General features: G+C 68.7%; 6 protein-coding genes and 1 pseudogene. 1 reads left to right on the forward strand and 6 read right to left on the reverse strand.

Features of this window, described 5'->3' with window-relative positions:
• The 6 genes and pseudogenes from HC022_RS15275 to HC022_RS15300 all read right to left on the reverse strand — a co-directional run.
• Window positions 1-443, reverse strand: a 443-nt coding sequence (locus tag HC022_RS15275; protein ID WP_167453023.1) for a hypothetical protein, incomplete at its 3' end; no start/stop codon positions are given.
• 117 nt (window positions 444-560) lie between these two features.
• Window positions 561-1652 (reverse strand): c-type cytochrome, encoded by a 1092-nt coding sequence (locus HC022_RS15280; RefSeq protein ID WP_167453024.1) that lies wholly within the window; start codon window positions 1650-1652, stop codon window positions 561-563.
• Window positions 1649-2218: a cytochrome c oxidase assembly protein gene (locus HC022_RS15285; protein WP_368484675.1), complete on the reverse strand. Its 570-nt coding sequence runs from the start codon at window positions 2216-2218 to the stop codon at window positions 1649-1651. Before HC022_RS15285 ends, HC022_RS15280 begins: the two co-directional genes overlap by 4 nt.
• Window positions 2215-2577: a hypothetical protein gene (locus HC022_RS15290; RefSeq protein ID WP_167453025.1), complete on the reverse strand. Its 363-nt coding sequence runs from the start codon at window positions 2575-2577 to the stop codon at window positions 2215-2217. Before HC022_RS15290 ends, HC022_RS15285 begins: the two co-directional genes overlap by 4 nt.
• A pseudogene (locus HC022_RS15295) lies at window positions 2577-5071 on the reverse strand (cbb3-type cytochrome c oxidase subunit I). The gene HC022_RS15290 and the pseudogene HC022_RS15295 overlap by 1 nt, the downstream one beginning before the upstream one ends.
• 95 nt (window positions 5072-5166) lie before the next feature.
• The gene (locus tag HC022_RS15300) at window positions 5167-6147 is read right to left on the reverse strand and encodes a c-type cytochrome (protein WP_167453026.1); all 981 of its coding nucleotides are present in this window, start codon (window positions 6145-6147) and stop codon (window positions 5167-5169) included.
• 662 nt (window positions 6148-6809) lie between these two features.
• On the opposite strand from HC022_RS15300, the gene cyoA reads away from it, so the two are divergent.
• The coding region (cyoA, locus tag HC022_RS15305) for a ubiquinol oxidase subunit II (protein ID WP_254885106.1) at window positions 6810-7401 on the forward strand (592 nt) is incomplete at its 3' end.

A 7401-nucleotide genomic window follows, 5' to 3' on the forward strand; every position in this document is an offset into this window, starting at 1 on the left:
GAGACGATCTCGCGGTAGGGCAGGAAGGTCTCGCGCAGCCCGTCGTCGAGCAGAAGCCCGTCGGTGTCGATGCTGAGGGTGAAGACGCTGCGCTTCCAGCCGGTGACCAGCAGCGCGCCGGCAAGTGTGCCCAGCGGCCAGAACAGGATCGCCGAACCGTGCGGGGCGCGTCCGGTTTCGGTCAGCAGCAGCGGCGCCCCGAAGAGCAGCGGCACCAGCACGAGGGCGATCACGTCGGCTACCATGACCGTCGGGAACCACTGGTAGCGCTGCGCGCCGGGCGGGGCCTCGGGGCGGGGCCAGCGCAGGTAGATGACGGCGGCGCCCGCGACGAGCAGCAGAGATACCGCCATGGAGACCGTTCCGAGGGTGATCACGAAGGCTGTTCCCGCGAAAAGGGTGGTCAGCCGCTGAAGCGCCATCTGTCGGCCGCGTCTGGTCATGGCTGAAGTCCTTTGGACGATGAACGCATTAAATCGTTATCATCGTCGGCAGGACGTCGCCCTTGAGATGGATCAAATGCGGTGGATCCGCGCAGGCCGGTGGGCGGAGCGCCGCCGTCAGTCGCTTGTGTCGTCGAGCTCGGCGGGAGCGAGCCCAGCGTAGTAGCTCGCCAGCGCAGCGATCTCGTCGTCGTCGAGCGCGCGGGCCGCGTGGTGCATCAGCTCGGAAACCTCTGTTCCGCCACGATTTCCATCGCGCCACAGTCGGAGCTGCTGCTCGAGGTAGGGGGCGTATTGCCCGGCGAGCGACGGGAAGGCCGGGTTCAGTGGCTCGGACCACGGACCGTGGCAGGCGCGGCAGGCGGGCACCTCGGTGTCGCCACCGGCAGCGGCGAGCGCGCGGCCGCGTTGGGCCAGGTCATCGGACGGGGCCTGCTCACCCGACGGCGCGGACTCGGCCAGCCCCACCGCGAGTCGGTCGATGGCCTCGGCAGGGACCTGCGACATCGCCTCTGCCATGATGCCGCTGTCCCGCCGCCCCTCGCGGTAGGCGTGCAGCGTGTCGCGGATGTAGGTCTCGGACAGGATGTCGAGCCGGGGAATGTTGGGGTTGCCCGAGACGCCCTCGGCGCCGTGGCACATGGCGCAATAGCGCCCGTCGGGCTTCTCGGTGAGCCGGGCATAGTCGTCGCCGCTCATCTCTCCGACGCGGGTGAGGAAGGCCACCACCGGCCAGACGTCGTCGTCGCGGGTCGCGGGCCAGTGTGGCATGCCGCTCATCTTCACGCCTTCCTTGACGATCCAGTGGAATTCGTCGGGCTCCCAGTGCTGCACGGCCTCGGTGATGTGCGGCGGCTCGGGGTTCATCGACCGCACCGTGGCGCTGCGCTCGGCGCCCGGGGCGGCGTGGCAATGGCGGCAGGCGCTGTCGTAGTGCCCGGCCCCCAGCGCGACCATCCCGGCGTCGTCGAGGGTCTCGGGCGGCTCGGCATGGGCCCGAAGCGCCACCGAGTTGCGGAAGGTGGTGTGCAGCACCCACGACACGCCCGGCAGGTGGCCTGCGCGCGCCGAGACGTTGAAGAGCCCGAACGCCACCACCGCGCCGCCGCCGAGCCCGCCCAGCACCGCGAGCACACCCAGGGTCCGGCCCACCGTGGGCCAGTGGATCTCGTCGGGCCGAAGCTTGCGGATCAGGTCTTTGAGGCTCATGCGGGCTGCTCCCTCAGGGTTCTGGCGGTGAGGATGAGCCCGCCGACAAGGTAGATCGGGGTGCCGATCACGAGCATCAGGATGCCGCCCGCCTGCTGGCCCGCGACCGGATCGGGGCCGCAGATCTCGGGCGGGTAGAGCGGCTCGGGCGCGAAGATCAGCAGCGCGCCGAGGAAGGTCATGTGCATCGACGTGAGCAGCAGTCCTCCGGCCCCGGCGAGCGGATGCGTGGGCGGCAGGGCGCTCGACCAGACGGCGATGCCCGCCAGCAGGAAGGCGGCCTGTTCCAGCGCGAAGGCGCCGGGCATAAGCTGGGCGGGCACGTGCAGCGCCGGCAGGTGGAAGGCCCAGACCACGAGGAATTCCAGTGCCGCGGCCAGCGTCACCGGCGGCGCGAAGCGTCCCAGCACCGGCAGGCCGAGCGCCAGCAGCGGCGCCGCCACCGCCACAAGCAGCATGTGCCGCAGCATGTGGCCGGGGAAGGGATCGAGGATGCGGTCCCATGCCGGCCCCCAGGCCAGCGCCAGCACCGCGAGCGCGGCGAGAAGCCACCGCCCGCGGATCACAGGCAGCTCCGGATGAAGACGGCAGGCAGGGCGTTGAAGCCGACGCCGATGGCCGAGACGATGGCCAGCAGCCAGCCCGCGTGGCCTAGGAACTCGCGCCGGTGCTCGGTGGTGGGCTGGTCGTGCACGTAGTCGAAATCGTCGAGGTAGTCCCACTGCCTCCACGCCTTCCAGCCAAGCACGACGATCGCCATCAGCGCCACCGCGGTCGCGATGAGGATGCCCGTGCGCGCCGCGTCCGGCCCGCCTGCGCGGGCGCATTGCACCGCGGTCCAGCCATAGACCACGCAGAAATGCACCGCCCAGACCGTGGGCGCGAGGATCATGTGCCAGAGGCTGGAATGCCGGTGTCCGAGCATCAGAGCATCCTCGGCAAAAGGGCGATGACGGCGATGCCGACGAGGCCCATGACCAGCTTGAAGTGCCAGAACAGCGCGGTGTTCCACAGGTCGGCGTCGTAGCGCGGTGTGAGCTTGCCGAAGACCGATCCCGCGAGGCAGTAGCCCTGCATGATCACGCCGAGCAGCGCGTGGGCGCAGAACCAGACCACCAGCGCCCACATCATCGCCGGGTAGACGTGGCTCACCGGGTCCATGTCGGGCAGCCAGACCGCGCCCACCAGCGACGTGGCCGAGCCCAGCGCCAGGACCGGGGCTGCGGCAAGCAGGAGCCGGGTGCGGGCCACGTTGCCGCGACGGTTCTGGCTGCGCGCGATGCGGGTCGCTCCCCAGCTTGCGGCGATGAGCGCGGCGGCGAGCGCGGCCAGCGCGGGATTCGCGTGGTCCGCGCCCTCGGGCGGGAAGTCGGGCCGGGCGGTCCAGTAGAAGAACATGCCGAAGATGAGGCTCGCGAAGGCGGTGCTGTCGCCCAGCATGGTGATGAACACGGCCCACCAGCCCGGCGCTTTCGCGCCCGAGACATAGGTGGGCAGACGCAGGCCGAGCCCTGCGTCCTTCATCGGCGCTTCGGGGATCTGAGCCAATAAAGCACCGTGGCGATGGCCAGCACGCCACAGACGATGGCGGGCGGGTACCAGTGGAAGGTCGGGAAGATGAACGCGCCCCCGGTGAAGACCGCGGCGACGATTGTGCACCACGCAGGGCCGGTGACCCGCGCCACGTGCTGCGGCACCGCGTCCACGGCCGAGGTCACGATGGTCTCGCGTTTGCCCTCGGGCGCGTCGGGGATGTAGAAGCGGCCCGCGTCCATGCGCTCGACCAGCTCGGGCTCGTCCCAGAGCGGGTAGCGCGAGGTGATGTAGGGCACCGACCGTGCGCCCCAGCCGGGATCGGGGACGTCATGCGCCCATTCCAGCGTGCCGCCGCCCCACGGGTTGCGCTCGGTCAGCGGCTGGCGCGATTTCGGGCGCAGCAGGTCCCAGGCGAAGACCAGCACACCGGCGGCGGTGACGAAGGCGCCGATGGTCGAGACCATGTTGAGCGCGTTCCAGCCCAGCTCCTCGGGGTAGGTGAAGACCCGGCGCGGCATGCCCTGCAGGCCGGTGACGTGCATCGGTAGGAAGCAGAGGTTGAAGCCGGTGAACATCAGCCAGAAGGCCCAGCGGCCGAGCCGGTCGGACATCTTCTTCTTGGTGATGAACGGGTAGAAGTAATAGACCCCGCCGATGATCGGGAAGATCATCCCGCCGAACAGCGTGTAATGCAGGTGCGCCACGATGAAATAGGTATCGTGCACCTGCCAGTCGAAGGGCGCAACGGCCACCATGATGCCGGTGAGCCCTCCCGCGGTGAAGATCGCCAGCGCCCCCGCGATCCAGAGCATCGGCAGGATCATCTTCACCCGGCCCACCATCAGCGTGGCGACGAAGGCGAAGAGCTGCACGCCCGTGGGGATCACCACCGCCTCGGACGCGGCCGAGAAGAAGCCCAGCGACAGCGACGGCAGCCCGGTGGTGAACATGTGGTGCACCCAGAGCCCGAAGCTCAGGAAGCCGGTGCCCACGGCCGAGAGCACGATCCACGAGTAGCCGGTGATCGGGCGGCGCGCGGCGGTGGGGACCACCATGGCGGCGATGGCGATGGAGGGCAGGAAGATGGTGTAGATCTCGGGGGGCGCCGAATCATTAAAAAAAAGCTGCCACAGCATCGGGTCGCCGCCGCGCTCGGGGTCGAAGAACGGCCAGTCGAAGCTGCGCTGCATCTCGAAGAGGAAGTCGCCCGCGATCAGCGGCGGGAAGGCGAACAGGATCATGCCGCCCACCACGAGCACGTACCACGCGTAGAGCGGCATCAGGTTGATGCGCATCCCCGGCGGGCGGCACTTGATGACGCCCACGATGAGCTCCACCGCGGCGGCGATGGAGGCAACCTCGATGAAGCTGAGGCCCAGCAGCCAGATGTCCGAGCCCGGTCCCTCGGCCTCGGTGGCGAGGGGCGGGTACATGAACCAGCCCGAGTTCGGCGCCACGTCGAAAAGCACCGAGCCCAGCACGAAGATTCCGCCGATCAGGAAGGACCAGTAGCCGTAGGCCGAGAGCCGGGGGGAGGGCATGTCACGCGCGCCAAGGAAGGCCGGCAGCAGCAGAATCGAGATCGCCTCGAACATCGGCACGGCGAAGAGGAACATCATCGCCGAGCCGTGCATGGTGAAGAACTGGTTGAAGCGGTCGGCGGAGATGAAGTCGTTGTCGGGCACCGCCAGCTGCACCCGCATCAGCAGCGCCAGCACGCCCGCGGCCAGCATGAAGGCAAAGGCGGTGAGCGAGTACCACGCGCCCACCTCGGAGTTGTTGACCGCCGACCAGTAGCGCCAGCCCTGCGGCTGCTGCCACACGGCGCGAAGCCGGTTCTCCTGCGCCCTGGCGATGGCGGGATCCACGGGCTCGTTCAGCATCTCCTCGGTCGGCGGGTAGATGCCCTGCGGCTGCGGATCGGCGGGCTCGGCGTTGCTGCGGGTGCCGCGCGGCGGGAAGGTGTCGGCGAAGTCGGTCACTCGAGACCCTCCAGGTAGGTGGCGAGGGCGGAGAGTTCCGCGTCGCTCAGGTGGTCGTAGCCGGGCATCCGGGCGCCGGGTTTCAGCGCCTCGGGGTCGCGGATCCAGCGGATCAGGGCGTCGCGCTCCATCGGCAGGATGCCGGCGGCAAGGGTGACGCGCCCGCCGAGGTGGGTGAGGTCGGGGCCGACGGTGCCGGCGGCCTCGGTGCCGCGCACCGCGTGGCAGCCGCCGCAGCCCTCGGCGTTGAAGACCGCGAGACCGCGCAGCGCCTCGGCGCTGGTGGGAATGGCGGCGGGGGCGGCCTCCTTCTCGAGCCAGGCGGCGAAATCCCCGGGTGTCATCACCACGCCCGCCAGTGCCATCAGCGCGTGGCTCTCGCCGCAGAACTCGGCGCACTGGCCGCGGTAGTCGCCGGGCACCGTGGGTTCGAGCGACATGCGGGTCTCGCGCCCGGGGATCATGTCGGTCTTGCCGCCAAGCGCGGGGATCCAGAAGGAATGGATCACTTCGCTCGCGTTCAGCGTCAGCTCGCTGCGTTGCCCGGTGGGCAGGCGCAACTCGTTGGCCGAGGCGATGGGCGTGTCGCTGCCCTCGGGCAGGTAGTCGACCCGCCACCACCACGACTCGCCGGTGATGCGCACGGTGAGGTTCTCGCCCGGTTCGCGCTGCTTCGGCATCTCGGACAGCGCGAAGCTCAGCAGCGCGGCAAGCACGACGGTGGGGAAGACGATGCCGCCGCCGATGATCAGCGCCTCGGCGGCGCGGGGCGACAGCGGCTGCGGCCTGATGCGGGTCACGTAGAAGAAGAGGCCGTTCATCAACAGCCAGAGCACCACCGCGCCGCCCAGCATCCACCAGAAGAGCGTGGCGAGCACCTCGGCATCACGGCCGGCGGGGGCGAGGACGGATTGCTCTCCGCTGCAGGCCGAAAGCAGCAGCGCGGCGCAGAGAAGGCCGGGACGGGCGGCGCTCACGCGCGCAGTGCCGTCTGGGAGACCCGCGACGGGGGGGCCGGTCGCGGAGTCTGCCGGTGACTCGTCCCGCAGGCGCGCGGCCCTTTGCGGATTGCTCCGGCCGTGTCCTTGATGTCCGTCAAATGCGTCCCCGTTCGCTGGCTGTGCCGCAGTGCGGCATGGCGCTTGGCACCTTTGCCTCGTTTCGTGCGTAACGCGGCATGGCCGGGTTTGGTTCCACGGCGATCGCGGACCATGGGGTGCAGGCACTGCATTGGATAGGCGCCCGGGGCAGGGCGTGGGACGGGGCCGGAATCCGGCACAAACCGCTAAGAATCGGGTGAATCGGCACAATCGCGCGACCGGTTCCGAGGCGCGGGCAGGGTGCCGCTGACCCTGCGGTTGAAGATCGGTCGGAAAGATATGTGGGATTGACGGGTTTTTCGGCGGCGCAGAAACACGACCCGGTGAACAGGCTTCAATCCTGTGTGAAAAACCAGTGTTTACCCGATGTCGCGGCGATCCGTCGCAGAGAAATGCTGCGGTGCGGAAGGTAGTCCGTGCCCCACCACTTGCGATCCGGTCTGTCGACGTCTCCCCCCTGTCGACAGGGCGTCGGACACAGAAGAGGCAGACAATTGTTCACAATAAGAAAACCGCTCCTGGCAGCGGCCGGAGCCCTGTTGCTCACCGGTTGCCAGTACAATGTCCTGTCACCGCAGGGCTGGGTCGGCGAGCAGCAGCGGGACCTGCTGATCCTCTCCACCCTTCTGATGCTCATCGTCATCGTTCCGGTGCTTTTCATGTCGGTGTACTTCCCCCTGAAGTACCGTGCCGACCGTGAGAACACCTCGGATTACGATCCCGAGTTCGAGCACTCCAACAAGCTCGAGGCCGTGGTGTGGGGTGTGCCGATCCTGATCATCGTCGTCCTCGGCTACTACACCGCCGTCTATACGCACCGGCTCGATCCGTACCGCCCGCTCGACTATCTCGATGCCGGTGAGCCGATCGAGGTGCAGGCCGTGTCGCTCGACTGGAAATGGCTCTTCATCTACCCCGAACTCGGCGTCGCCTCGGTCAACGAGCTGGCGATCCCGGCGGGCCGCCCGGTGAACTTCAGCCTGACCTCCTCGACCGTGATGAACACGCTCTCGATCCCCGCGCTTGGCGGCATGGTCTATTCCATGGCCGGCATGGAGACCAAGCTGCACCTGATCGCGGACAGTGAAGGCACCTACGAAGGCCGTTCGGCGCATTACTCGGGCCCGGGCT

This window comes from Salipiger sp. HF18 (assembly GCF_011806505.1).
In the GTDB taxonomy this organism is placed as follows: domain Bacteria; phylum Pseudomonadota; class Alphaproteobacteria; order Rhodobacterales; family Rhodobacteraceae; genus Salipiger; species Salipiger thiooxidans.